12 protein-coding genes are annotated in these 25,339 nt (G+C 39.3%); 11 read left to right on the forward strand and 1 reads right to left on the reverse strand.

Features of this window, described 5'->3' with window-relative positions; translation table 11 throughout:
• The 9 genes from VIHSUH07_RS04170 to VIHSUH07_RS04210 all read left to right on the forward strand — a co-directional run.
• On the forward strand, window positions 1-997 hold a 997-nt coding region (locus VIHSUH07_RS04170; RefSeq protein WP_146104938.1), incomplete at its 5' end, for an autotransporter outer membrane beta-barrel domain-containing protein.
• 687 nt (window positions 998-1,684) lie between these two features.
• Window positions 1,685-2,341, forward strand: coding sequence for a hypothetical protein (locus tag VIHSUH07_RS04175; protein WP_105083824.1), 657 nt, complete (start codon window positions 1,685-1,687; stop codon window positions 2,339-2,341).
• Window positions 2,342-2,653: 312 nt separating this feature from the next.
• Window positions 2,654-3,799: a glycoside hydrolase family 3 N-terminal domain-containing protein gene (locus VIHSUH07_RS04180; RefSeq protein WP_105083825.1), complete on the forward strand. Its 1,146-nt coding sequence runs from the start codon at window positions 2,654-2,656 to the stop codon at window positions 3,797-3,799.
• A gap of 255 nt (window positions 3,800-4,054) precedes the next feature.
• Complete coding sequence (locus tag VIHSUH07_RS04185) at window positions 4,055-5,080, forward strand: ATP-binding protein (protein WP_105083826.1); 1,026 nt, start codon at window positions 4,055-4,057, stop codon at window positions 5,078-5,080.
• Between the two features lie 272 nt (window positions 5,081-5,352).
• A complete protein-coding gene (locus VIHSUH07_RS04190) occupies window positions 5,353-5,928 on the forward strand; it encodes an RNA polymerase sigma factor (RefSeq protein ID WP_233187805.1) in 576 nt (191 codons plus the stop codon).
• A 315-nt stretch (window positions 5,929-6,243) separates the two neighbouring features.
• A complete protein-coding gene (locus tag VIHSUH07_RS04195; RefSeq protein WP_233187806.1) occupies window positions 6,244-6,852 on the forward strand; it encodes a hypothetical protein in 609 nt (202 codons plus the stop codon).
• Between the two features lie 38 nt (window positions 6,853-6,890).
• Window positions 6,891-8,264 carry a YadA-like family protein gene (locus tag VIHSUH07_RS04200; protein WP_105083827.1) on the forward strand — a complete coding sequence of 458 codons (1,374 nt, stop codon included), beginning with the start codon at window positions 6,891-6,893 and terminating at the stop codon, window positions 8,262-8,264.
• Window positions 8,265-8,652: 388 nt separating this feature from the next.
• On the forward strand, window positions 8,653-11,331 hold the full coding sequence (locus VIHSUH07_RS04205) for an S-layer homology domain-containing protein (RefSeq protein ID WP_233187807.1): 2,679 nt from the start codon (window positions 8,653-8,655) through the stop codon (window positions 11,329-11,331).
• 138 nt (window positions 11,332-11,469) lie between these two features.
• The gene (locus tag VIHSUH07_RS04210; RefSeq protein WP_105083828.1) at window positions 11,470-13,194 is read left to right on the forward strand and encodes a YadA-like family protein; all 1,725 of its coding nucleotides are present in this window, start codon (window positions 11,470-11,472) and stop codon (window positions 13,192-13,194) included.
• Window positions 13,195-13,302: 108 nt separating this feature from the next.
• Here the strand turns inward: VIHSUH07_RS04210 and VIHSUH07_RS04215 are convergent, their stop codons facing one another.
• Window positions 13,303-14,937: a class I SAM-dependent methyltransferase gene (locus VIHSUH07_RS04215; RefSeq protein ID WP_105083829.1), complete on the reverse strand. Its 1,635-nt coding sequence runs from the start codon at window positions 14,935-14,937 to the stop codon at window positions 13,303-13,305.
• A 582-nt stretch (window positions 14,938-15,519) separates the two neighbouring features.
• Here VIHSUH07_RS04215 and VIHSUH07_RS04220 point away from each other — a divergent pair.
• Both VIHSUH07_RS04220 and VIHSUH07_RS04225 read left to right on the forward strand, forming a co-directional pair.
• A complete protein-coding gene (locus VIHSUH07_RS04220) occupies window positions 15,520-24,162 on the forward strand; it encodes an ESPR-type extended signal peptide-containing protein (protein WP_105084002.1) in 8,643 nt (2,880 codons plus the stop codon).
• A 97-nt stretch (window positions 24,163-24,259) separates the two neighbouring features.
• Complete coding sequence (locus VIHSUH07_RS04225; RefSeq protein ID WP_105083831.1) at window positions 24,260-25,063, forward strand: hypothetical protein; 804 nt, start codon at window positions 24,260-24,262, stop codon at window positions 25,061-25,063.
• The last annotated feature ends 276 nt before the right edge of the window (window positions 25,064-25,339 follow it).

Raw genomic sequence — 25,339 nt, forward strand, 5'->3', positions numbered from 1 at the left:
GCCACAACCGGCACCAACGCCAACACCAGCGCCACAACCAACACCAACACCGCAACCGGCGCCACAACCAACACCAGCACCGCAACCGGCACCAGCCCAATCAACGGCATATGATACTCCGCATATGCGTGGTGCTCGTTCTGCGATTATGAGTAATATCAATGGCTGGCGCACATTAACAAATACTTACCGTCCTCGCGCATTGCAACAAGGCGCAACAACAGGTATTTGGGCCCATATCGGTGGCGGTCAATATAGCTATGATGCACAAGGTATTGATACCGACACAACCTATACACGCATTCAAGGTGGTTACGACGCTAAAACTAGTAGCGGTTGGACCGTAGGTGGTCAAGTGTCTTACCTTCGTGGCCATGATGATTATGTATTCAATGGCTCTGGCAAAGAAAAGGCCTTTGCTGTTGGTGCCTATGGTTTGAAAGACCTCGGCCAAGATCAATACATTCAACTTGAATCCCAAGTTGGTCGTGTAACGAATACTTTCACAGCTCGTAATGAAATTGGTGAAAGCCTATCTGGCGAAACGAAGGCTAATGCATACACTATCGGCGCTCGCTATGGTAAAACTGTGAAATTACAAAATGGTGTATACATCGAACCGCAAGCACAATTGAGCTATACTCACTTTGGTGGAGATAGCTTTAATGCAGGCACCATGCATGTAGACCAAGCTGGTGTAAGCAGCACTGCTGGCGGTCTTGGCCTTGAAATTGGTAAGACATTTGGCGCAGGCAGTATCTATACTCGTATCGGCGTTAACCATGCCTTCTCTGGCTCGGTAAAAACTACATACACAAGTGGTTCTACTGTGAAATCAACAGAACAAGACCTTAAAGGGACATGGACTGACCTTGCATTCGGTGGCCGCTATGGCATCAACGCTAACAACAGTATCTACGCTGATATTAGCAAAGGTCTATCTGGCGACTATAAAGCAGGATGGTCTGTGAACGCTGGATTTACACATAAATTCTAAGATATGTTTACCTAAAACAATCTGAGAATATAGTCGATATATAAAATAGCCCCCGAGTACTAATAGCTGTATATATTAGCTGTTAGTACTCGGGGGCTTTTATAATTTTAACTCATATATCTGTATTTATAGATGCTTATTGATTAACTCATATGTTCTCATTATAATTAGCTTCTCTTATTTGTCTTGGAAAAGACAAATAGCCCTTCGTTATCCTAAAGTAACTAGGTAACTGAAAGGCCATTTCATCACGTTTATAATACTTGAGATGAGCCTGACGGATCTACTCGCTTGGCTATCTTCTTTTATTATAAGGAAAATTATATATATCGTCAAATCCAAATAAACTTAATCAATTATATGGTATCTCTAGAATTAGAACAGGCGTGTTCTAATTTTAAAAGGGTATGTACGAAGGTTCGGAAATTACTACAGGCCTGTTCTAATTTTAAGGAGCAGTATCAAAGGGGCCTATCAATACTACAGGCCTGTTCTAATTCCAAATAGGGATGTCAGAGGAACGCAATCTCAGAAAATGTGGTATAATAAGTTGTTAAATCGTATACAATCATTTTTATACTTACATAATCTACCTACCATTAGTATATATTAATGTATATATTAAGATGTGATTCATATAATATATATAGTATTAATATAGGTAGTAATTCATAATGAGGAGGCCTCATGTTTCAACGTATGTGTGCAGTGGCTATGTTTGTAGCAGCGCTGTTTATATCTGTTATACCCAATGCCGATGCTCGGCAAGATATTTATGCTTTCACCTATAATGGCAATAATTGGTATGTGGACCGCGATTCGATTGACCGCAGTAAACCGGACGGGTTGCTACATTTTACGGTGTATACCATGATTGGCTTGCGTTATGATGTGGCCAGTGGCAGTGAGTATTACAACGCTGATGTATATTATTACGATCAAAAATTGTCTACCGAAGGTGGTCAATTATTGTATCGCAACCCAGGCATCTTGGCGGCGACTCGTGTGGCACGTCAACAACCGGATGCGCCTAAACAAGCACCAAAACCAGTGGTAGCACAGCAAACAGCATCTCAATCGATAGCAGCTCAAACGGCGGCTCAATCTGTAGCGCCAACGGCACCGCAACCAAATATCGTCAAGGCTTTATCGACACCGGTTCAAGCCCCTGTACCTGCTAATGGTCCTGTGAAAGTAAACACTCAAATACCTATTGTATTACCAACAGGCCCAGTGAAAAAGGTGGCGGCTAAAACGGTGATGACCTTCCATAATACATCAAAACAAACGACAGGTACGACATCTGAATCCGATGAAACAGAGGCGAATCGTACTCGTAAATAATCCTAAAAACTGCAATTTAGTCTTATGTATACTGAGAATGTATCAGTTACAGTATATATGACTAGGTTGCAGTTTTTATTTTGTATATATGAGGCTGTCTGAAGAAATTTCTAACTTGTAATCTGTATGCATTCCTTTTTATCAATATGCGGAATCAGCAGGTTGAAAATTGTGGTCTTTTAATGAGGCATTAATGAAATAGATGGTATATAATAGAATGTATAAAGTGTTAACTATAGACTGATGGCTGAGAGGACAGAGGTCTAACCGTAACTTGATTGTATTTGAGCTGTCAATAGAGGGTAGAGAGATATGGAGCAGTTCGTAAAGAGGCTGGCTTGCGGTGTATTGACAATAGCCATGATAGGCATCCTTGTAGGGTGTAGTCGAGAGACGCCGAGTACGACGGCAAGTTCTGACCGTGCGCCCGTAGGGTATAAGGCGATTGCCGCCATGAATGCGTCGGCTGCGGAAAAGGCGGACCGCAGTGTGCGCACGATGTCACAAGAGGACAAGATTGGTCAGTTAATGTGTATCGGTCTAGAAGGCACTACATTTGACGAGTCACAAAAAGAATTAGTACGTAAATATCGCGTAGGCGGTATTGTATTAGATAATGATAATATGGAATCTAAGGAACAAGTGCGGGCTTTCACAAAAGGCATACGAGACACTGCGAATACGTCCAGCCTCATGCCACCGTTCATCGCCATGAATCGGGAACGCATGCAGTATAGACCTAATTTGATGCTGCCTTGGACGGACCCTAAGTTGTTATCGAAGCAGGGCCTTGATGCGGTGTCGAGTCTAGCGACGCGCACGGCCATTGAGATGCGCGACCTTGGGTTTAATCTCAATTTGGGTGTCATGGTGAATACCCACTCATTTTACTCGTACACGAGCGATGTGGACCGGGCGGCGCGCATCGGTGAGACCATTACTAAACGCTATGCGGTGAATCGCGTGTTTACGGGGTACCAATATTTTCCAGGCGGCGCTGATTACACGGTGCCGGGCATGAAATTAGATGCGTCTAAGGCGAGCCTCATGGACGATGATGGCCGCGTTTTTGCTCAGCTCATCGATGCGACGCGTGACGAACATCCTATGATTATGGTAAATGCTGTGAAAGTAACCTCTATTGACGCCAATCAGCCGGTGAGTCTATCTAAACCGATTATTACAGATTGGCTACGGAATGAACTGGGCTTTGAGGGCGTGGTGATGACCGATGATATCGAGGTCGGCGCCGCTATTGCTGGTATGTCCATAGAGGATTATGCGGTGCGTACCATTAATGCAGGCAGCGACATGGTTATTCTTTGTAAGCATGCCAAGCACATCAAGGCAGTTCACGATGCGTTAACACAGGCTGTAGAGAATGGAACCATTTCCGAAGCACGCCTTGATGAATCGGTGCGCCGCATCATGCTCATGAAATTTAGCAATGACCGATAGATATGGCTTACAACTGTAAGCTTTAATAATAAGAATGTAAAATTAGGCATAGAAACTCTTTTCTTGTAATAATGTACTCTCTTTACTGGACAACCAGTACAAGGGGTACATAGCATAATGGGAAAAGAGTTTTTTTATGTGTAAAAAATGAATTTATTATCTATTTGTTAAAATTTGCAAGATATATTTTATAGTTTATTTAAAATATGATATAATAAACTCCTGAGAACTATTTTAAGGGAGGTGAGATCTTATATGAAATGTAGTAACCATGAGGCGGTCATTGACGCCATAATGGAACTATACAATCAGGACCGCATGGAAATGAGTGTTGTACACGGTCCTTACAGCGTTGGTAAAACGTATATCGCTAGAGCGTTACAGGCTCGATTAGGCAAAGATCATACAATATATCTGCTTGGTCGCTTGGCGAATGAGTCCATTCATATTCGATCAATTGAGAGAGAACTAAAGGTGCCATCGGGGTCTTTTAAGACTCTAGAGGATGCATTGCGTGGCGTTTTTCAAGCAAGTCTTGACAAGCGAATCACGCTCATCATAGATGATTATCCTTCATTTGTGGATACAGTTCCACAAGCGCCTATCATATTGCGTGACTTGATGGAAACCTATCGCGACCATGGCAAAGTATTCGTACTTCTCATGGGAACCCATGTAGATGAATTGAAAGGTCGCATCATCGGCGAATCAAGCTTGATTGCAGCCTACATCCATAGTTATTTCAAGGTCAATCCGTTCACACTTGATGATGTGAGAGCATTAGGTTGGGACTATACGGATGAAGATCTTGTTAAGCTATATCATGTAACAGGTGGTATGCCGGGGAACCTCGTGCATATAGATCCCGCCTTATCGGTAGATGAAAATATTGTGCGTCTATTCTTCAGACCACAAGGCATATTATGTACGGAACCACAACGATTGCTTATGCGCTACATTCGTAATGTAGGCGCCGCTAATGCGATTCTCTATGCGTTGGCACAACTGGATAAGCCGTTCTATACAGAATTATGTCATGCTAGTGAGCTTAAGAGTGGTACCTTTGCAACCCGTATGGCCGACCTCTTGGATATGGAAATTATTGGACGTATTCAAGGTGGTAGCCGTGGTCCATTGCGTTACGCAGATTATCATTTTGTGAATACTATGTTCCAATTTTGGTACCAGTTCGTGTTCCCAAATCTTGAGGAAATTAATTGCGGTCAAGGGCAATATATTTACGATACCATTGCAAAACCTGCGCTAGATACACTCGCTTAATACAATCGTTTTAGTGAAATGAATTCGAATTCGTGCGACTTGTAATTGATTCGAACTCGCTCATTGTACAACGATCGATTCAAATTCATACAGCTATGAAAATTGATCTAAATTGACGTACTTTTCTGAAATAGGTTTGTAATTATACACAAATACATATGTAACAACAAAAATTCCGCTGTAAATCTATGCATTTATAGCGGAATTTCTCGTTTGTCTAAATACTCAATTGGGTGTATATTCCAAGTAAGCCTAGGCAGAAAGGAACGAATATGAACGTGAAACATGTGGTTTGTCCCCAAAAGGTGTTGCAAGCGGTGACAGACCTTAGTTTAGTGCGCGTCTGTCAAGAACGTCGTGTATCGGTGCTCAGTACGGAACGAGCCGTGTGGCCTATCGAGGAACTGACTATCGATGCGGCACAAATTGAACTATGCCGACGCTATCGGCCGCTTATCATGCGGTATGCAACCCGATGTAGTACGGCTATGATGACGGATGACGTCGAATCATTTCTGTGGATCATCTTTATCGAATCCATCTATAGCTTTCACACATCGGGAAAGGTACCATTTTCTGGCTATGTGAAAGCAGCCATTCATTATGGTTATCTTAATTTTTATAAACAATCAGCTCATCAGTGGCGCCACGAGTTGACCTTGCCTCTATGCAGCGGTGATGATGTATCAGAGCCCGCCATGGATCAATTTCCTGATGACGTAAATATTGAACGAGATATTATCGAAAACGTGAGCGACGACGAATTGCGCAATCGTCTGTGGTCTGCTTTCAGAAAACTGCCACGCGAGCAACAGCAATTGTTGTTTGCCTTATATCGAGATGCGTAGACATAGGTTGTGAAATACATCAGTCTAGACAGGCTGTGCAACAACGCCATCAAAAGGCCATCGACCAATTGCGGTACTATATGATGGTAGCGGATAACAAAGAATTCGATATCCAAGATATGCAAAATATGCATAGTTATAAGTAATATTAAAAAAACTAAAATATTTTTTAATTTATATATTTACAGTTTGTAATTATAGGTATACAATTGACTCATAAGTGCTGCTAAAGCACCTACTATAACACGTGTTATTTATAAGCTTTTACAAGAGGAATTCCTTAATATTATTACTCCTTTAATATAAGAAGAGGTCATGATGATGCATAATACAACGTGTCAAAATGTAAGTAATAACGAATTAATTTCTTGTAACCCCAATGCCATATATGGAGATGTAGATCACCATATATGTTGCTTGATCCCAATCTATATTGACGGCGGTGATTGTACCGCGTGTTATTATGTAGATGGTCGGCGTGAAATCATCCATAAATCCATTAAGATGGTATTACGAGAAGTAGCGCACCATGAGGGAGTTCTAGCAAACGGCATTCAATCGTCGAGGCGGTCAAAGCCGATGTATACGGACCCTAGAACAATGAGTCCGAACATGACATTTGCGAGCCTGAAATCGCGCAAAGCAATCGGGCGTGATGTGGTATATGGTCTATTCAATGTTATCATTCCATTTCAATACCGCATTGAGCCAGGACCAGAACCACATACAACGTATATCATCATAGGAGACTTTGATCCTATACTCGTATTTCATTCCCCTGACCACGTGCAACGTAAACTACGCGATGCTTTGTTAGAACATCTTGATTATACGAAACGGATACTTGCTAAATTGAGTACTTGCGGAAATCCTTACGTGGTGGCTGAAATATATGGTACATCGAGAACGCTAGCGGGAGTATAGCAACATGGTGTAAGAGAAGAGTGTAGGAGGGACGTAACATGAATTACGCAACAAAATTAAGTGTTGTAACAATGGTTAGTGTGTTTAGTGTATCTTTTATGGGCTTGGTGCAAGCCGCTGATACACCTATCGTTTCAACTGGTGGTGTAGCCTATAATATTGGACTACAAGGATCTACTTTTACCAATTCAGATAATGTTCAGCTTGGTGGTAATACTGGGGCAGCTAATAGTGATCCATATTCCCATACAGGAGATCCGAATGCAAAGGGTAATAATATCGCTATTGGTCGTCTTGCTTTAAATGGTTCTCAAGGTGGTGGCAATGTAGCACTTAGTTCTAAGACCTTTGTAGGTGGTAAAGGTGATTATAACTTCTTAGGCAACTTTGCAGCCGGTTATAATTCAACCATTTCCGATACAATTGCAATAGGGTATTTTGCAGGTTCTTATTCTCAAGGCAATAAAAACGTATGGCTTGGTACTTCTCAAGCTGCCTCTAGTAAGGCTAATAATACCGTATTAATCGGTTCTAACTCTACTGTAAATGGTAATTTTAACTATGGCATGGGTCATGGTGTTATCTTTAAAGGTGACAAGAATTCTGCTGTGGGCGCATATAACAAGATTGAAGGTAACCAATCGGGCGCCTTTGGTGTAGGTACGTATAATGTGGCTACCGTTAAGGGGGATAACTCCTATAGCGTAGGTAACAAGAACAAAATTGATGCCAATAATACATTCGTAATGGGTAATAATGTAAAAACATCTCTAGATAATGCAGTTGTATTAGGTAATAATTCCACTGCTGAAAGTAGTGATGTGGTGAGCACTCCAAGCTATACCTATGTAGGCGGTACCGTTAACTTTGCCGGCACTACACCAGTATCTACTGTATCGGTAGGTGCTACTGATGCAGAACGTACCATCACTCATGTGGCAGCTGGCCGCGTTAGCGCGGAATCCACGGATGCCATCAATGGTTCCCAATTATATGGTGCGAACCAACAAATCGATAATCTGTACAATAAAATTAGTAATATGGGAAAAGAGGCCAATAAAGGCGATGCTCGTGCTGCGGCACTAGCTGCATTACATCCAATGCAATTTGATCCAGATAATCGAGTACAAGTGATGGGTGGTATTGGACACTATAAAGATGCCAATGCCCTAGCTCTCGGTGTGGGTTACTATCCAAAGGAAAACTTGCTACTTACAGCAGGTGCCACTGTAAACGACCATATCATGGCTAACCTTGGTGTATCCTACAAATTCGGCGAAAACAAAACGTTACAAAACATCTCTCCTGCTTCCTATAACGCTCTCGAACAACGGGTTGATACATTGGAGGCTCAAAATAAAAAGTTACAAGAAACAGTAGATATGCTCTTACAAAAATTGAATAATAAATAATAGTTAAATATTCTATAGTATGTGTATCGTAAGTGAATCTGTTATAGAATAAAGCTAATATGTAAGCGGATAGTTATCCTTTATGGTGTACTATCCGCTTTTTATTTTGTTTAACGGTCTTGCAAAAATATTTGTTTTTAAACTCGGTTTAAAAAATGTATTCTATTAAGAAATAGGATTCTATAGTAAATCTTATATTGTAAGATATATTACAGATGGTTATTAAAGAAATAAGTATAAGGTATATTTAAAAATCGTTAACTTCATATTAAATTAATGATTTTACAAATCAAAGCAAAGTGGTATAATATTGAAATATAAAGATAAGATGAATTTTGTGTATATATAATTCATCTTGTGTATAATTTGTGAAATGGAGAGCGGTAAAATGAACAAACGAAAACGTTTATTAGCTTTATTAATTAACGGTGTGTTGTTGTCTAGCTTATGTATGGTAGCTAGCGCTGCAGATACAGCAACAGGTACGGGGAATGGCATTGCTTATGGTACAGGTAGTACTGCACCAGAGGTTAAAAATGTAGCTATTGGTAATGGTGCTGAAATTAATTATGCAAATGGTACTAATCGTCCTGCTACTGGAGATATTGCTATTGGCAGTGGTGCACATACAAATAACTATGTTAACCAAGGTGGTGGCATAGCGATTGGTGAAAAAGCTTTTTCTGAAAATATGGCAGGTACGCAAGAGGCTAATTTTAATTTTAAACAGACTACATTCCAAGGCTCTGGATTTTTTGGCTTTAGTGCGCCATTTGTTCCAGCTGATCCAACTAAAGTACCAACTGGTGTAGCTATTGGTCAAAATACATATGCTCGTTCTGGTGGGATTATGATTGGTACTCATAATTATAAGGGCGACATTGGGGATACCACAGTAGATACAAATAATGTTAGTAGTATGCGTTCTCATAATGTGAGTGTAAATGCAACTACAGTTGGTGTTAATAGTTTTAATAATGCTACCTTTGGTGTAGTTAATGGTGCCTATTCTGCTATCACAGGTGCCTATGATGGTGGATCATTCAGCTCACAAGCAGCACAAAACTTTGGTGCAACTATTACAGGTTCTTTAAATAGTATCGAGTCTAAGACTGCAATTAGTGGCTACTCTGGTATAGGTAATAGTATTGTTGGTACAGCAAATAGAACGTTTAATTCCAATGGCTCCATTATCATGGGGGCTGGCAACGAAATTACAAATTCTGTTAAAGCTATTTCTGGTGCACCAACTAGCGGTGGCAATTCTGCAAAAGCATTAGCTGAGAAATTACGTACTTCTGTTAAAAAATCTGACGGTGGCGGTGCTACAATGGCTTTCGGTGGTGGCAACAAGGCTGACTATACATTGCGTACCTCTATGATTGGTATCAAAAACACTGTAACAGGTGCTAATGGTGCTGAAAGTGCGGATAACCTTGTTATGGGTGTAGGTAATACTGCATCTAATGTACAGCATTTGACTGCTATCGGTTCTAAGAATACTGTATCTGATGCTAATAATACAGTTATCGTTGGTGATAACCGTAAGGTAACAGGTGTTAATAACACTGTCATTATTGGTTCTAGCGACGCAGAAACTACTACAACTGTGAACGATGCAGTAGCTATTGGTCATAATACAGAAGTATCTAAAGAAGGTGGCGTAGCACTAGGTAGCGGCTCTAAAGCAACTGTAGCAGCTGGTGAAGTAGGTTATGATATTAGTACAAATACGGCATCTACTGATACGACTTCTACATGGAAAGCGACAGCATCTGCTGTGTCTGTTGGTGATGTAGCGAATGATGTAACACGCCAAATTACATCTGTTGCAGCCGGTACAAAAGATACTGATGCGGTTAACGTGGCTCAACTTAAAAAGGTAGAAACTAAAATCTCTACTGTTGAGGCAGATGCTAAAAAGCATACTACTGTTGTAGCAGGGGATAATACAACTGTTACACCTGGTACAAATGCTAATGGCGGTGTTGAATACAAAGTAGCTGTAAATAAAGATTTAGTAGATATGAACTCTGCTACCTTCGGCAAAGCTACTGATAATGTGCGTTCTCGTATCGATAAAGACCGTGCTAGCTTCTTCAACGGTAGCGAAAATATTGGTATTTCACCTACTGGTGTTCAAATCGAAAACACAGATACCTTAGAACAAGCAAGATTTGATAAAACCGGTATGTATGCAAGTGAAGGAAGTAACACTGTTTACTACACTACAAATGGTATCAGCGCAGGCGACCAAATCATTAAAAATGTGAAAGCTGGTGTAGCAGATACTGATGCAGTTAATGTATCTCAACTTAAACGCGTACAAGATCAAATTCAAGGATCCTCTGTTGACATCAAGAATATCAAAGGTGACATTTCTAAGTTAGATAAACGTGTTAATCGAGGCGTAGCAGGTGCAGCTGCATTGGCTGCATTACATCCACTTGACTTTGACCCAGATGCTAAATGGGACTTTGCAGCTGGTTATGGTCATTACCACGATGGTAATGCTGCTGCTTTAGGTGCTTTCTATCGCCCTAACGAAGATGTTCAATTGAGCTTGGGTTCTACTGTCGGTAATGGTGAAACTATTGTGAATGCAGGTCTTTCTGTGAAAGTCGGCGCTCACAGCAATGTATCTCGTTCTCGTGTAGCTATTGGTAAAGAAGTATTAGAACTTAAGAAAACTGTGGCGATTCAAAATGCACAAATCCAAAAATTGACAACTCTTTTAAATGGTGTAGCTGGTACAAATATGAAAGCTGACCGTACTACATTATTCCCAGATGTACCAAGCAATCACTGGGCATATGAAGCTGTTAGCGATTTATCTCGTCGTGGCTTAGTAGAAGGGTACCCTGATGGAACATTCGGTGGGGACCGTATGTTAACACGTTATGAGTTTGCACAAATCGTATACCGTGCTATTCAAAACGGCGTACAAGTAAACGAACAACTCGTAACAGAATTTAGCCCTGAAATGGCATTGTTCCGTGTTGATACAGTGGCTAAAAATCATCAAGGAGAACCAACTATTGAACGTGTTCGTGTCAATAAAAAATAGTTAAGAGTGTAAGTTATATAAAAAAGTAATAATTTATTGATTATATATAATAGCAGATAGTTAGTTTAGCAAGTCCAATTATCTGCTATTTTTATGTAATAAATATATAAGTATTATTTAATTAGGGGATGTTAGATTATGGTAAAGTTCAACAAAAAAACAATGTTAATCGCTATGACTATGGCTTCTATAACGGGGTCTGTATTCGCTGGAGGTATTAATAATACGATTGATCCTGCGGCAGCGGCAGAAGGGGCAGAAGCCTTTGGTAATGGTAATACGATTTCAGCAACTGCTACGAGTGCGTTGGTTGCTGGATATAAAAATGTAGTAGATGGTGATAATGCGTTTGCTATTGGGGACAAAAATAAGGCTTTAGGTACGAATAGTATTGCTGGTGGGTCATTATCAGAGGCACATGGCAGAGATTCTTTGGCATTCGGTTCTTCTGCACAGGCATTAACTGATTATACTTATGCGATTGGGGCACAGGCTAGAACAAATGGTGAGCATACTATTGCGATTGGTAATGGTTCTTATGCATCTGCTAAAAGTGCAGTGGCTATTGGTAAATCTTCAAAAGCTACCGATGTCATGGCTACTGCAGTAGGATATGGCACAAAAGCATCTAACCAATATAGTAGTGCTATTGGTTATCAATCTGTGGCTTCTGGTGTGCAATCTACAGCTGTTGGTAGTGATGTAGAGACAACAGGTGATTATTCCTTAGCAACAGGTAATCATGCTGCTGCTAGTGGTGATTATAGTGCTGCTGTTGGGTATAAATCAAAATCGACAGAAGAATATGCTTTTGCTGCAGGTAATGAAGCCGTTGCTAGTGGTAACTCAGCGTTAGCCGTAGGTTCATTAGCAAAAGCATCTGGTAAAGATGCAATCGCTAATGGTCATTCTGCAATCGCTGATGGTGAAGCGTCCATTGCTATTGGTCGCAACGCGAGTGCATTAGGTAATAGTGCGGTAGCTCAAGGTAATGATACATTGGCAGATATTCCAAATAGTGTCGCTATTGGCTCTAATTCTGTAACCGATGCAGCAGTTGGTACAAGTACAATACAAGATAATGCAAGTGACATTAAATTTAGTAATGTCACATTTGCAGGCAGTACTCCAGACTCTGTTGTGTCCTTTGGTGCTAATGGTCGTGCTGGTACAAGTGGTGTTACAACTTATACTCGTCAACTTCAAAACGTCAGTGCTGGTAGAGTATCTTCTACATCTACAGATGCGGTTAATGGATCTCAACTCTATGATGTCGCTCTTGAAGCACAAAAATATAATACTATTGTAGCTGGTGATAATATTACGGTTACATCACAAGATAATGCGCATGGTCGTAAAGAATATACTATAGGATTGAGTCCTGATATCGTTAATCGAATTAACAGTTTCAGTAGTAATACTAATAGTTTGCGCAATATTATTGATGCTAATCAAAAAGAAGCACGTAAAGGTATTGCAGGAAGCGCCGCACTCGCTGGATTACATCCATTAGATTTTGACCCAGATCATAAATTAGACATAATGGCTGGATATGGTCATTATCATAATGCTAATGCTGCTGCTATTGGTGTAGCCTATCGACCAAATGAAGATATAATGATTACTGTTGGATCTACTGCTAATGGTGGGGATGATACTGTTTATAATGCAGGAATTTCTTATAAATGGGGCGCTAAGTCTGAAGTATCTCGTTCTAAAATAGCCATGGCTCGTGATTTAGCTGATGCTAAACGTGAAATTGCTAAATTACAAGCAGATAATGAACAATTTAAGGCTATTTTAAATTCCGTACTAGGTCTTAATATACAAACAGATCAAAATAAGGATCTAAAACATAATTAATAGAGTACGGTTATAACATAAAAAGATATAATATTATAAATTATATATATATATGATAAATGGCGAATAGTTGATATGTTAATCAACTATTCGCCATTTTTGTATTGGTTAACTTCTAAAAAATCCTAGATTTTCAATATGTTGTAAAGATTTTTCTAAATATTCATCATTTGGCACAATAAACGTAGTCCCATCTTTGCGTGTACGTTCTACTGTTAAATTTTCATCCATAATTGCTAGCATTGATTTTTTTGTAGTAGGCTTTGTGAGTAATCGCATCACAAATAAAAGACCTTCATCGATATCTTGATCGATTTGATTATACATATTACCTGTCGTCATATATTGAAGCCCATTACCTTCAGTGAGCGTTGCTATATATTTTATAAATTGTTCTGGTATATATGTTTTATTTTCAATAAATGGCAATTGATTATATCTTTCACCAAGTACATACACATGGCCTACGATAGCTAAGAGGAATAAACGTCTGTATATGCGATCCATGTCAATTTCAAAATCAGGATGGTGTACTGTTACATAGTTGACTACATCTTGAACATTGAATGGTTTTCTAAGGTCCATTAATTGTTTAATGGATATATATGATTTATCTTGCCATTCTGGTGGGGCACCATCATATTCATCTAATGCGGTATAGAAATAAAGACTATTTAATGTATCTATAGTTATTGTTTCATCGCGATTAATCATATCTTCGTTGATTGGTTTAGTGAGTAAAGCCATACGAAATTGCGTATCATATACGTAATCATAATACTGCTCTTTATCCACATGATTTCCTTGAGATAAGGCTGTGATATTTTCTACCACTGCATCATCGAGCCACGTAATAAATGAACGTTGTAACGATTCGTCACCAATGTAGGTACAACCTTGTTGCTCAGCCCATTTCACAAACTGTGATACATAAACAGGGTCATTATAGGATTCTAGATATTCGTGACCTACATAGTAATCATTAGAGTGGAGAACGCGATTAATATTTTTGATTTTGTAATCCGAGTATACCCGAGACCGTTCATCCATTTTCATCGTTTCAGCGATGAGTTTTAATACATTCTTCGTATACACCGTGCGATCTTTTAAGGAATCATGAGGTGCATGTTTTTCCGAATAGAGCATGATATCACGTAGTTGTTCTAATCGTTTCCATCCAGGATATGTATTATATGATATATAGGCAATGCCACGGTCTGATAAATTACGATTGCAAATAGAAAGAATTTTATCTTTCACTACATCAGGTACCCATGACCAAATGCCGTGTACGATAATGAAATCAAAGGTACCAAAATCATCATCGATGTCCATGATATCTTTCTCTAGCAATGTTACATTCGTGAGTCCCATTGAGTTGATAAGTTCATTCCCGTGTTGTACTTGTACTGATGATAGGTCTATGCCTGTGAAAGTAGCATTTGGATAATACAATGCTTGTGGAATGATATTCCCACCACAGGAGGAACCGAGTTCTAATACACGAGCCCCATTAATTGGAACTGGATTAAGTCCGTAAATACGACCTTTAGCGATAAGTGAATTAATATTTGTATTTGGAAATGCTTTTGAAATATAGAGAAAATTATCGTATGAATTTTTTAAATTGTCGATATCCGCTTGTGCATCTGTTGTAACATGCGCAGGTGGAGTAATATGCTGTGCTTGGTTTAGATTAGGTACTGCTGCCTCTAGTTTGTGTTGTGTATCGTCCTTTTTCATATAACATCCCCCTTAGTATTAATGTCTTTTATTTCTTTAGTATACTATAAAAGTGTTTTTTATGTACAAATTATTCCTTGTATAGTTGGTTATAATCGACGATTTTATGAATTTTAAAAATACCTCATATGTATAATATATTTTGTAAAAGTAAAGTTAGAGAATATAGATAATATATGAATTTTAATTATATCGATGATTATGAAAGCAATTAAATTGATGAAAGAATAGTTTATAAGTAAAACTGATGATTATATCGAATGAAATGGTTCTATATCGAATTTAATTGAATTACTTGCTATGAGTAGGCGAAAAATACACATAAAATCTATGATTTTTATATACAAATATAAAATAATTATAAATAAAGTTAAAATATTAAAAATATATGAGTGAAAAATGAAGAATACTATTTACAAGGTATTCTTTTTTTGATATCTTATATATGACACAAGATGAGTAAAAAATGAAATGCTATGAAATAAATTATTTTTAGTAGTATTTATATTATGACTCATCAAACTATAAGGAAAACATTTTGATTGTAATTGTGTCTATTTAAAAAGGGGGTTCATAGTTTCTATGAATAAGATTTTTAAGGTTGTTTGGAGCAAAACTAAAGAGTGCTACGTAGTAGTTTCCGAAGTTGCAAAAAACAATGGTGGTAAGAAAAAAGCTCTTGCTAGCGTGTTAGCTGGTTTGGCTATGGTAGCTGCGGCTGGTACTATGGGTACACCAGTACAAGCGGGGACAGACTTAGGGAATAGCTCTGTTAATATTTCTCCTAATGGTACATTAAATGGTAGTAACCATGTAGGCTCTAATTCTATTGTTGTAGGTTATCAAAATACAACTGATAACAATTGGGGGACTGTTGCAATCGGTGCGGGAAATACTGCAACAGAAAACTCTGCAGTAGCTGTTGGTAATGGTAATGAGGCAACTGGTGGTGCAGCGGCTGCATTTGGTGCCTACAATAAAGCGAAAGGTCGTGCTTCTGTAGCGATTGGTAATGTATCTATGGCATCTGCTGATGATTCTATTGCAATTGGTAATCGTGCGAATGTAGATGCAAATAATCATGATGCAGATCGAGGTAGCGGTCAATTCTCTATTGCTGTAGGCCGTGAAAGCTGGGCAAAGGGTACTGATAACATCAGTATCGGTCATAAGGCTGAAACGAATTCTTCTGGCGATAGCATTGCTATGGGTCGTGAGTCTAAAGCGAACCAAGCAAATGCGGTTGCTATTGGTCCACAAGCCGATGCCAACGGTTGGGGCGGCATTGCCATGGGTCGTGAAGCAGCTGTAAGTGCTAATTTCGGGACTGCTATTGGATATAAATCTAATGCACAAGGTAGTTCTTCTGTAGCAATTGGTAAAAATAATACAACTACTGGTGGTGCAGGTGGTGTTGCTATCGGCAATACAAATACATCTACTGGCGATCGTGCGATTTCTATTGGTGAAAAGAATAACTCTAATAAAGAGGATACAATTACAATGGGTACTTCCAATAATGCGAACATTGGTGGTGGTATTGCTATTGGTCAAAATAACCTTGCAGACTCTACTGTAAATGGTGGCCGTGCCGCAGGTAATACAATGATCGCTATTGGTCGTGAAAATAAAGCGACAGCAGAAGATACTGTTGCAATCGGTCGTAAAACAACAGCATCTGCTAACGTTTCTGTTGCCCTTGGTGCTCGTTCTGAAGCAACAGGTTCTGGTGCTATCGCTATTGCTGGTAATGGTGAAGGTTATCAAACGTCAGCTAGTAAAACAGGTTCTATTGCCATTGGTATGCAATCTAATTCTACAGGCGTTGCTTCCACTGCAGTAGGCGGTGTTGCGCAAGCAACAGAAAAAGGTGCCTCTGCCCTTGGCTTTAAAGCAAATGCTACTGCTGAAAGTGCGACTGCATTAGGTCAAGAATCTGTTGCATCTGTAAAAGATGGCGTTGCTCTTGGTTCTCAGTCTAAAGCAACAGTAGATAAAGGTGTTAAAGGCTTTAACCCTGCAGAAACTCGTACAAACAAATATGATGGTTTAACTGATAATGTACAAACTTCCACATTGGCAGCAGTTTCCGTAGGTGACGGTGCTAATGCAACTCGTCAAATTACAGGCCTTGCAGCAGGTACTGCTGACAGCGACGCAGTTAACGTAGCTCAATTGAGAAGTGTTAACTTGAAATACGCTGGTGACACTGGCAATGGCGATGTATTGTTAGACAATGGTACATTGAAAATTAAAGGTGATGAGCCTACATTTATTTCTACATCTGCTGATAAAAATGGTGTTACAGTAAAAGCTAAAATAGGTGCTGATATTACTAATACTAATGGTAAAGCAGTAGCGCCTACTACAAACGGCATTGCTACAACTGACAATGTTGCAAAAGCAATCAACGAATCTGGTTGGAACGTAGTTTCCTCCAATAACGGTGGTAGCGTAACAGGTACTCAAGTATCCAAAAAAGTAAGCCCTGGCGATACTGTAACATTGAGTGCTGGTAAAAACATTGTATTAGACCAAACTGATAAACAATTCACATACTCCTTGAACAAGAATGTTGATTTAACTAAAGATGGTTCTTTAACAATTGGTGATACTAAAGTTAACAACGATGGTTTAACAATCACAGGTGGTCCATCTGTTACTAAAACAGGCATCAATGCTGGTAATAAGACAATTACCAATGTATCTGATGGTGTCAATAACAACGATGCAGTCAATGTATCTCAATTGAAGGCTGTAGCTGCTAAAGAACGCCACATTAAACCAGGTTCCTATGCAGTAGATAATGATGGCAATGTAACCATGACTTATGTTGATGGTGATGGTAAAGATGTTGCTGGTGACAAAGCAATTATTACTGGCGTTGCTAATCAAGATCTTTCTAACATCACTAATAACGGCGAAACAAAGATTAAAAATCTTGCTAAATCCGTTATCAACATGGAAGATGGTAAAAATACTAAAGCATCCAGCCGTGATGTAAATGGTGTTAAGACTTTCAAAGTTGATGTGGAAGGTGATTTGACAGGTATCACATCCATTTCTAATACAACAACTGGTCCAAAAATGGAAATTGGTGCTAATTCTATCAATATCACAAATGGCCCAATCAACATGGGTGGTAGCAAAATCACTAATGTAGCTCCTGGTACAGATGATACTGATGCAGTTAACTACAGCCAAATTAAAGGTTTGCGCACAGAAGTAAAAGCTGGTAACAATGTGAATGTTACTAAAACACAAGGTGGAGATGGTCATGATATCTACACCATTGATGCTACATCCACTGGTGGCGCTGCTTCCTCTTGGAAGGTGAATACATCTGCTACTGATGGCACTCATTCTGGTGATACTACACAAACAATTAGTGACCAAAAGAAAGTCGACTTACAAGCAGGTAAAAATCTTACTGTAAAACAAACTAATACGACTGACGGTGCTGAAGTTGAATTCGCCTTGAACAAGGACGTTGATTTAACAAAAGATGGCTCCTTGACAATTGGTGACACTAAAATTGTTAATGATGGCTTGACTATTACTGGTGGTCCATCCATCACTAAAACTGGTATTAATGCTGGTAATAAGACAATTACCAATGTATCTGATGGTGTCAATAATAACGATGCAGTTAATGTATCTCAATTGAAGGCTGTGGCTGCTAAAGAACGTCATATCAAACCAGGTACTTATGCGGTAGATACTAATGGCAAAGTAACAATGACTTACCAAAACGGTGATAATGCCGATGTGCCTAATGAAACAGCTGTTATCACAGGTATCGCTAAACAAGATCTCTCCAACATCGATAATGCTGGTAAGAATGTCATCACTGGCCTTGGCACCATCGTAAAAGCTGGTGACAATGTCAACGTATCTGAAAGCTCTGATGCAACAACAGGTCAAAAAACATATACAGTTAATGCTGTAACACCTGCTGTTTACACTAAAGCTGATGGTACGAAAGTGTACAAACGTCCAGATGGCACTTTCACAACAAATAGCAATCTTGCTGCTGGTAATAATGTAGACAAAGATGATGTAATCACATCTTTCATGGATGGTAATGGCAACACAACTGGCGGTAACATGGTTATCAACAATGTGGGCTCTGCTATTGATAAAACTGGTACATCCACAGGCGATGCATTCTTGACTAAGTTAAATACAGCAGCGACTAACACACCAAATGCAGCTGTAAACGTAAAAGACCTTAAGAATACATCCGATGCATTGGTTGACAAAGGTTTGAAATTCACTGGTAACAACACTGGAACCGAAAATGCGCATAAACTTGGTTCTCTTGTAAAAGTTCAAGGTGAAGGCCTTACTGCAACGGATGTTCCAACCTTCGCATCTGCAGCTGGTAACATCGCTGTAGTAGCTAACGGTACAGATACATTGGAACTCAAGTTGAACAAAAACTTGAAGGGTATCAACTCTGTAACTAACGGCAACACTTCCATCCTATTGAATGACGCTCCAAATGCTACAACTCCTGCTGTAACTATTAAGGGCGGTAACTTGTCCTTGGGTGATGGCACAACTAACAATAAGATTGTGAACCTAGCTCCTGGTACAGATAACAACGATGCTGTTAATGTAAAACAATTGAAAACGGCTAAGACAGTTGTTGAAGCTGGTTCTAACGTAAGTGTTAGTAAGACCACAGGATCTAATGGTGAAGATGTTTACACTGTAAGCGCTACTGGTGGTGGCACTACAACTGCTTCTTCTTGGAATGTAAAATCCACAGGTAATACAGATTCTACATCTGAAACTGCTGCTAAGACCATTTCCAATGGTAATACTGTTGAAATGGCTGCAGGTAAGAACCTAACTGTAAAACAAACATCTGATGCTAATGGCGCTAAGGTTGAATTTGCCTTAAATAAAGACTTGTCCAACCTCGACAAAGTCGTTGTTAATGGTAAAGATGGTATTGCTGGTAAAGATGGCGTAACTATCGTTGGTCCTCAAGGTGCTACTGGTGCCCCTGGCATTCCTGGTACAAATGGTATTGATGGTAAAGTTGGTATCTCTGGTAAAGATGGTAAAGATGCTGTATCCATTGCTGGTAAAGATGGCGTTGGTACAATCGGTTTGACAGGTCCTCAAGGCCCTGCTGGTGCTGATGGTAAAGGTGTAGATATCTCTACTGATCACGGCACACAAACCCTTGTTAAGCAAGAAGCTCACAATGATAACAAGTCTGAACGTATCGTATACGTACCAAAAGATAAAGATGGTAATCCATTGAAAGATGGCGACGGCAACACGATTAAACGTGAAGTAGCTACAATGGATGATGGCTTGAAGTTCAAGGGTGATAACGCAACTGTTATCAAGAAACCTTTGGGTGAACAACTCGATATTATTGGCGGTGCAACTGGTAGCTTGTCTGATAATAACATTGGTGTTAATGAAGACAACGGCAAGTTGAAAGTTCAATTGGCTAAGACTATCGACCTTACTAAAGATGGTTCTGTAACAACAGGTAACACTAAAGTAGATAATAGTGGTGTAACAATCACAGCGCCTACTGGTGGTACAACAACTAACGTTAGCTTGACTCAATCCGGTCTTAATAACGGCGGTAACAAGATTGTGAACGTTAAAGAAGGCACAGCTGATACTGATGCAGTTAACGTAAAACAATTGAAAGAAAACCGTACAGAAGTTAAAGCTGGTGACAATGTAGTTGTAACTTCAGCTGTGGATGCAACAGATAACCATACTGTTTACACTGTAAATGCTGTAACTCCAGCAGTTTACACAACTCCAGATGGTGAAAAATTAACGAAAGATAAAGACGGTAAATTCCATAAAGTTGGTGAAACAGCTGAATATACTGGCGATATCATCACTTCTTTCGAAAACCCTAAAGCAGCAACTGGCCAAACAACAAAAGATGGTGGCATGATTGTTAACAACATTGGCTCTGCTATTAAAAATCAAAATCCAACAATGCCTGCAGGACAAACTGCTACATACTTGGATAAATTGAAAGCAGCTGCTGATGCTGGTTCTAATGTTAAAAATGCAGCAGTTAACGTATCTGATCTTTATAATACTGCTGAAGCATTGAAAGCGTCTGAATTGCATATTGCTCCAACAGTTGGTGGTAAAGACGCTGATAAAGGTGGCGTAGCATCTGGTAATACTAACCCAGGCGCAGCAGCTCAAGCTTACAAATATAATGCAGCAACTAAACAAGTTGAATTAACATTCAATGATGGCAATGGTAAAGCTGTAACTGGTCCTAAAGCAGTTATCGACTTCTCCGACTTGAATATTCCAGCTGGTGGCAATAATTACGGGTTCAATACTAATGCAGGTGGTAATCTTGCGACTGGTACGACAGCAAGCGTAAAACCTGTTGCTAGTGGTAAAACTGTAACTTATGCTGCAGGTAAGAACTTGACCGTTAAACAAGAAGAAAATAACGGCGACCTTACTTACACATATGCTTTAAATAAAGATCTTACTAACTTAGACAAAGTTGTTGTAAATGGTAAAGATGGTCAAGCTGGTAAAGATGGTGTAACTATCGTTGGTCCTCAAGGTGCTACAGGTATTCCTGGTACAAATGGTATCGATGGTAAAGTTGGTATCTCTGGTAAAGACGGTAAAGACGCTGTATCTATCGCTGGTAAAGATGGCGTTGGTACAATCGGCTTAACAGGCCCTCAAGGTCCTGCTGGTACAAACGGCAAATCTGTAGATATTTCTACTGAAAATGGTAAACAAACTCTTGTTAAACCAGAAGCAAACAATGGTAATCAATCTCAACGTATTGTTTACGTACCAAAAGATGCTAATGGCAACCCATTGAAAGATACTGATGGCAACGATATTAAACGTGAAGTAGCGACTATGGATGATGGGTTGCGTTTCACTGGTAACAACACTTCTAAAGAAAATAAACAACCAATGAATTCTCTTGTGAAGGTTCAAGGTGAAGGCGTTACTGAAAATGCAGCTGGTAAATTAGAAGCTAATGGCCAAGAGTTCAAATCTGCAGCTGGTAACATCGCAGTTGAAGCAGATAGTCAAAATACTTTAACTGTTAAGATGAACAAAGATCTTAACCTCACTAAAGATGGCTCTGTAACAATGGGTGATACTGTTGTAAATAACGATGGCATTACTATTAAAGCGCCTACAACTCCTGGTACAACTACAACTGATGTTAAGTTGACTAACCAAGGTCTTGATAATGGTGGTAACAAAATTACTAATGTTGCAGCTGGCACAGCTAATACTGATGCAGTAAACGTAAAACAATTGAAAGATAATGTTACAACTGTTACATCTTCTGATAGCTCCATCAAAGTAGTTGATAAAAACGACCCTACATCTGCAACTTATGATGCAACTAAAGGTCACCAATATGACATCACTATCAACAACCAAGGTGTTGTAAATAATGCACAAACTCCTGTTGTTTATACTAAGGAAGATGGCACTAAAGTTTACAAACAACCAGATGGTACTTTCAATACAAATATTAATGGTACTGGTACAGTAGTTCCTGCAAACCAAGTGATTGCATCTATGAACAGTGCTGGTAACTCTTCTACAGATCCTACTAAGTTACAAAACGTTGGTTCCTCCATCGCTGATAAAACTGGTACTACATTCTTAGATAAGATTAATACAGCAGCAGCTAATCCTAATGCTAAGTATGGTGCAGTTAATGTAACTGACCTCAAATCTACATCTGATGCTCTTATCGACAAAGGCCTTGTATTCGATGCAAATAACGGAGATCCTAAGACAAATAAACTTGGTTCTAAAGTAACTATTGCTGGTACAGGCGCTCTCGGCACTACCGAAAACTTTGCAGATAAATACAACACTGATAATATCAGAACTAACATCAAACAAGATGCAGCTGGTAATACAACTGTTGAAATCGGTCTTAATAAGAACCTTAAAGGTTTAGAATCCGTTAGTGTTCCAGGAAAAGATGGCGTTGATGGTCAAGACGGTGTATCCATTACTGGTAAAGATGGTGCGAATGGTCTTGACGGTAAAGTTTCTATCGGTAAAGACGGTAAAGATGCTGTATCTATCTCCGGTAAAGACGGTATCGGTCACATCGGTTTAACTGGCCCTGCTGGTAAAGATGGTAAAAATGCAACTGCTGATATTACTGTTAAAGAAGGCAAACCAGGTGTAAATGGTACTGATGGTATCACTCGTATCGTATACAACGATAAAGATGGTAACGAACATGAAGTAGCAACTCATGATGATGGCGTAAAATACGCTGGTGATGATGCTCAAGGCACAGATAAAACTAAAGTTATCTCCAAAAAATTGAACGAAACTATCGATATCGTTGGTGGTGCAGATAAAACTAAATTGACTGATAATAACATCGGCGTGAATAACGACGGTGGTAAATTGAGAGTTCAATTAGCTAACGAATTGTCTGGTATTACTAAGATTTCTAACGGTAACTCCTCTATCTCTATCGCAGATGTTCCTGCTGGTGCTACAACTCCTGCTGTAACAATTAGCGGTGGTAACCTCAACATGGGTGGTAATAAAATTACTAATGTTAAAGCTGGTACAGATGGTACAGATGCAGTTAACCTTGACCAATTGAAAGCAGCTCGTACAAAAGTTACATCTAATGATAATTCTGTAACAATCAATAGAAGTGAAAATACTACTACCGGTGAAGTCACATATGATTTACATGTAGATCCTAATGCTACACCAGATTTGGACCGTGTTAACAACCGTATCGACCAACTTGGTGAAGAAGTCGGCCGTGTAGGTGCTCAAGGCGCAGCTCTTGCAGCATTGAAACCTATCCAATACGATCCATTAGAACCAACTCAAATCATGGCGGGTTATGGTAACTACCGTGGTAACTCCGCAGTGGCTCTTGGCGTAGCTCATTACAAAAATGAATCCACATTGATTCATGGTGGCATCTCCTGGGCTGGTGGTTCTAGCCACATGATGGCGAACGCTGGTGTAACTTGGAAAGTTGGCAACCGTGATAGCGAAGCTGCTGTAGCAGATCGTTACCGCAAAGGCCCTATCAGTTCCACATATGCAATGCAACAAGAAATGGCAGCTATGAAAGCTCAAAATGCCGGATTAAAAGGCGAAGTATCTGATTTGAAAGCAGAAAATGAACAAATGAAAGCTCAAATTGCTGCAATGATGGCAAAATTAGGTTTATAATTTGAAACGTTAAACTTTCACAGACGCTGGGATGAGGGTTCTCATCAATGAGAATCCTCGCATCCCTTTTGATTCGACTAAGAAAAGAGGAATAGATATGAAAAAATCTACAATGCTTGCTTTCACAGCAGCAGTATTTATGAGCGCTGCATCCCTTACTGGTCACGCAGCTAGCACACCAACGTATGATGATACGTTAATCGTTAAAAATCCTGTAATGACGCCACAACTTGGTTCTGTTGTACTCGTTCCTGTAGCGAGTCCACAAACCATGGCTGCTGTTCATGATTATGTGAAAGCTTGGCAAAATGCAGAGGTTAACATTGCAAAGGCTAAGGTTAAACGCGATAATCACGAGCAATTAACTAAAGCGGATGTAAAATGGTTACATTCTTATGACAAACATAATTATGCTGACTATTTCCGTACACATTCTATCGGCCGTGTACATGGTCAAGAAGTATTCATGAACTGGAATGGTGAAAACCGTAATAAAAATGAATACGAATATTTTGATATGCCAAAATATAACGAACAAGATGGTTTCACTAATAGCTATGGGTACAATGTACTTCGTGGCATGGTGGATCAAATCAATACGGTTATCCAAGAGCAAAAGAAAATTGGCGGTCCTATGACTGACGAAGAAGCAACTGCTTTGGAAGATTCCATTTTGGATATCATGGCCCATGATCAAGAACATGTAAACAATGACGAACTTCGTCACTACATGAATGACACAATCTGGTATGCCGCTAAACAAACGGTTAAAAACAAAGCGAGTGAAGAACCAGTTGCTGGCGAGGATCATGAAGTAGATCTACGTGCAGCGATTGCAAAAGCACCTGTTGATCAACCGCAATCACGTAAAGTAAATTTGCGTGAAGCTATTAGTAAATAATACTAGTAGATACAATTACAATCACATATGGCCCTCATAGAAACTCTCACAATTGCCCCCCCTGTTTAGTATGGGGGCCTATAAAAAGACGCTCACACAATGTGTGGGCGTTTTTTTGTGCATATATGAGTACCTTATGTTGTATTGATGATACTTTTGGTTTAGTTGTAATTGAGTAGATAGGTATTGAATATATTAATTAACTATTAATAGTAAAGGTTTATTATTTTATTAAATGAATTATATTTATAATAGAAAAATACAGCTATTTACTGG

Origin of the sequence: Veillonella sp. T34266-5 (assembly GCF_002959815.1) — a bacterium.
Classification (GTDB): Bacteria; Bacillota; Negativicutes; order Veillonellales; family Veillonellaceae; genus Veillonella; species Veillonella atypica.

What these genes read in the sequence shown, in the direction of transcription:
- VIHSUH07_RS04175 (WP_105083824.1), top strand. Translation starts at nt 1,685, where the DNA reads ATGTTTCAACGTATGTGTGCAGTGGCTATGTTTGTAGCAGCGCTGTTT.
- VIHSUH07_RS04180 (WP_105083825.1), top strand. Translation starts at nt 2,654, where the DNA reads ATGGAGCAGTTCGTAAAGAGGCTGGCTTGCGGTGTATTGACAATAGCC.
- VIHSUH07_RS04185 (WP_105083826.1), top strand. Translation starts at nt 4,055, where the DNA reads ATGAAATGTAGTAACCATGAGGCGGTCATTGACGCCATAATGGAACTA.
- VIHSUH07_RS04190 (WP_233187805.1), top strand. Translation starts at nt 5,353, where the DNA reads ATGAACGTGAAACATGTGGTTTGTCCCCAAAAGGTGTTGCAAGCGGTG.
- VIHSUH07_RS04195 (WP_233187806.1), top strand. Translation starts at nt 6,244, where the DNA reads ATGATGATGCATAATACAACGTGTCAAAATGTAAGTAATAACGAATTA.
- VIHSUH07_RS04200 (WP_105083827.1), top strand. Translation starts at nt 6,891, where the DNA reads ATGAATTACGCAACAAAATTAAGTGTTGTAACAATGGTTAGTGTGTTT.
- VIHSUH07_RS04205 (WP_233187807.1), top strand. Translation starts at nt 8,653, where the DNA reads ATGAACAAACGAAAACGTTTATTAGCTTTATTAATTAACGGTGTGTTG.
- VIHSUH07_RS04210 (WP_105083828.1), top strand. Translation starts at nt 11,470, where the DNA reads ATGGTAAAGTTCAACAAAAAAACAATGTTAATCGCTATGACTATGGCT.
- VIHSUH07_RS04215 (WP_105083829.1), bottom strand. Translation starts at nt 14,937, where the DNA reads ATGAAAAAGGACGATACACAACACAAACTAGAGGCAGCAGTACCTAAT.
- VIHSUH07_RS04220 (WP_105084002.1), top strand. Translation starts at nt 15,520, where the DNA reads ATGAATAAGATTTTTAAGGTTGTTTGGAGCAAAACTAAAGAGTGCTAC.
- VIHSUH07_RS04225 (WP_105083831.1), top strand. Translation starts at nt 24,260, where the DNA reads ATGAAAAAATCTACAATGCTTGCTTTCACAGCAGCAGTATTTATGAGC.